Genomic DNA, 3,019 nt, shown 5'->3' with positions numbered 1-3,019 from the left:
CGCGGTCGATGAGCTTGCGCGCGTCCTTCACGTACTGGGGGATGCGCTCGTCGCGTCCGCCGCGCGCCTGGTAGTTGTCGAAGTGGGCGAGGGCCGTCTTGTAGCGCTTCAGCGGCTCCATCCCCGGTGTCCAACCCGGAGCCGGGCACGCGCGTCGCGGCGCCTGGCGCCTCACCTTCCACCACCTCCGCCCCGAGCAGCCCGGCGCCGTCACCGGACGGCGCGTCCACTGCCCCGGTGCCCGCCGGCTCGGGTAGACTCACCACCGACTCCCAGTAAATCCGCCATGCGCTTCGCCTTCGCCCTCATCGTGATGCTCGCCGCCGCGCCCGCGCTGGCCCAGGACGCCAGTCAGGCCTCCTCGTCCAGCAGCGGCGCCGCGTCGCCGAAGAAGGCCCCGCGCAAAGTCATCCGCCTGGAAGCCATCACCGTCGAAGGACGCATCCAGAAGCCCCAGGCCATGTACATCCTCCAGCGCTCCAACCTGAGCTTCGACGACCTCAGCCGCACCGAGAGCTTCGTGCCCAAGGTCGAAAAGAGCGTGGAACAGGAACCCTTCTAGTCCCATGGCCGCCACCTCGCAGAACAAGCTGCTCCGCGTCGGCGTCATCCAGAACGGCCGCATCGTCGAAGAGCACCACGCCCGCCGCGAAACGGTCACCATCGGCCACGACGCGAAGAACACCATCGTCCTGCCCGCCGCCGAGGGCCGGCCCGCCCGCTTCGCCCTGCTGGAGAACCAGAACCAGCAGTTCCAGCTCGTCATCGCGCCGGACATGAAGGGCCGCGTCAACCTGGGCTCGTCCGACGTGGACTTCGAGTCCCTGCGCGCGCAGGGCCTCACCACCCGCCGCGGCGACCTGCACATCCTGCCCCTGCCGGAGAGCGCTCGCGGCAAGGTGGAGCTGGGTGACGCCACCCTCTTCTTCCAGTTCGTCACGCCGCCGCCCGACGAGGCGAAGCCGGTGCTGCCCACGGACGTCATGGTCAGCCGGTGGAAGACGATGGACCGCGTCTTCTTCGGCATCCTCGCCGCCTCGCTCCTGGTCCACTTCTCCGGCGCCGCCCTCATCATCACCTCGGAGACGCCGCAGGTGGCCGAGCTGGAGCTGGACGAACTGGATGACCGCTTCGTGCGCGCCATCATCCCCCAGCGCCCGGTGGAGGCCCCCAAGCCGGCGGACACCGGCGCCGCCGAAGCGCCCAGGAGCGACAAGCCCGATGCCGCGCCCAAGGAGGACACGCCCGCGGAGAACAAGCCCGCGGGTGACGCCGCCCAGCAGCGCCGCGCGGAGGTGGTGAAGAAGGTCTCCGGCAAGGGCTTGCTGAAGATTCTGGGCTCCAATAGCGGCGGTGGCCAGGGTGCCTTCGCGGACGTGCTCGGCGGCGCCAGTGGCGGCGGTGACATCGCCGAGGCCCTGGCGGGCGCGGGCGGCGTGGGTGTGGCCCGCGAGGCCTCCGTGGGCGCCACCGGCGGTCCTCGCGGCGGCGGCACGGGCACGGTGACGGACATCGGCGCCATTGGCACCCAGGGCGGCGGCAAGGTGGACCTGGGCGACAAGAAGGAGACGGTGGTGAAGGGCCGCGTGCAGGACGCCACGCCCGAAATCGAAAGCGCCGACGTGGACCGCGACGCGCTGGCCCGCTACGTGCGCGCTCGCAAGGCCGCCATCCAGAGCTGCTACGAGAAGGAGCTCAAGCGGAACCCCAGACTCAAGGGCAAGGTGGTGGTGCGCTTCACCATCAAGACGTCCGGCCGCGCCGGGGACATCGAAATCGAGGAGAACACCCTGGGCAGCGAGGCGGTGGGCAGCTGCATCCGCACCACCATCCGCAGTTGGGTGTTCCCCTTCAAACCCGACGACGAGACAGCCGTTTCCTACCCCTTCGTCTTCGCGCCGGCGGGCTAGGCTCCCGGCCGGGAGCACCCAGCCCGGGCCCCGGGGGGACCATGGAGAAGCTGTCCGTCATCGCCGCATCGCCGCTCTTCGAGATGCTCTCCTCCGCGGAGCTCGGCCACCTCGCCGAGCTGGCGCGGGCGCGGCACTTCGCGGCGGGAGACGTCATCTTCGAAGAAGGGGATTTGGGCGACAGCCTCTTCGTCGTCGTCCGCGGACAGGTGGAAGTCTCACGCCGTCAACCCCAGGGCGGCCTGCATCCGCTGGCGGTGCTGTCCCCACCCGAGTTCTTCGGGGAGATGGGCCTCATCGACAAGGACTTCCGCTCCGCCACCGTGTGCGCGAAGACGGACGTGGACCTGCTCCAGCTCAGCGCGCAGGACCTCCGCGAGTTCCGGAGGACACATGGCGATGGGTTCACCTTCATCGTGGTGAATATCGCCAGGAGCCTGTCTGCCCGCCTGCGCGAAGCCAATGTTCGTCTTGCAACGAAGGACTGACTAGTCAGTCCTGACCACTTTCATCGCCCTCGTGTTGGTTTGACACCCCCCACCCCTGCCTCTACGCTCTGCGGCATCGTGAGCCGCATGCGCAACGTCGGAATGCTCGCCGTCCTGGCCGCCAGCATGGCGACGGCACAAAGCCCGTCCCCCGCCGCGCCGCCAGCCCCTCCCGCCGCCACCGCGGCGCTGGAGAAGGCCAGCGAGGTGCCGGACTCGGCGAAGCTGGTGCGCAGCACGCAGGCCTTGAGCGGCATGCGCGAGGTGCTGCGCTCGGTGTTGGGGAAGGTGGAGGAGGCGCGGCGGACCAAGGACGTGGTGAAGCTCAACTGCGCCAACGAGAAGCTCACTCAAATCAAGGGCCTGCTGCGCATCTCCGAGCAGGCGGACGTGTCCCTCCAGGAGGCGGTGTCCCGCCAGGAGTCCTCGACCAGCGAGCACGAATTCACCAAGGTGATGATCGCCCGGCAGAAGGTGGGCCAGCTCCGCTCGGAGGCCGAGGAGTGCATCGGCCAGCTCGCCTTCCGCACCGATGAAAATCTCTTCGTGGAGGTGGAGGAGCCCAACAACCTCCCCGGAGGAGACCCCAGCCGCCCCCCCACTCCCGACATCGTCCTGGTG

General features: G+C 69.2%; 4 protein-coding genes. All 4 read left to right on the top strand.

The genetic code is table 11. The features are described from left to right. The first annotated feature begins 286 nt into the window (after positions 1-286). Positions 287-562 (top strand): hypothetical protein, encoded by a 276-nt coding sequence (locus HNV26_RS37135; protein ID WP_171445140.1) that lies wholly within the window; start codon positions 287-289, stop codon positions 560-562. A gap of 4 nt (positions 563-566) precedes the next feature. Continuing rightward, positions 567-1,910, top strand: coding sequence for an AgmX/PglI C-terminal domain-containing protein (locus tag HNV26_RS37130; RefSeq protein WP_171445141.1), 1,344 nt, complete (start codon positions 567-569; stop codon positions 1,908-1,910). A gap of 41 nt (positions 1,911-1,951) precedes the next feature. Further along, complete coding sequence (locus tag HNV26_RS37125) at positions 1,952-2,398, top strand: cyclic nucleotide-binding domain-containing protein (protein ID WP_090491899.1); 447 nt, start codon at positions 1,952-1,954, stop codon at positions 2,396-2,398. An 87-nt stretch (positions 2,399-2,485) separates the two neighbouring features. After that, positions 2,486-3,019: hypothetical protein (locus tag HNV26_RS37120; RefSeq protein ID WP_171453028.1), on the top strand; the 534-nt coding region annotated here is incomplete at its 3' end.

This window comes from Myxococcus xanthus, assembly GCF_013116825.1.
Taxonomy (GTDB): Bacteria; Myxococcota; Myxococcia; order Myxococcales; family Myxococcaceae; genus Myxococcus; species Myxococcus xanthus_B.
This window is presented reverse-complemented; position numbering and strand designations above follow the sequence as displayed.

What these genes read in the sequence shown, in the direction of transcription:
- HNV26_RS37135 (WP_171445140.1), top strand. Translation starts at nt 287, where the DNA reads ATGCGCTTCGCCTTCGCCCTCATCGTGATGCTCGCCGCCGCGCCCGCG.
- HNV26_RS37130 (WP_171445141.1), top strand. Translation starts at nt 567, where the DNA reads ATGGCCGCCACCTCGCAGAACAAGCTGCTCCGCGTCGGCGTCATCCAG.
- HNV26_RS37125 (WP_090491899.1), top strand. Translation starts at nt 1,952, where the DNA reads ATGGAGAAGCTGTCCGTCATCGCCGCATCGCCGCTCTTCGAGATGCTC.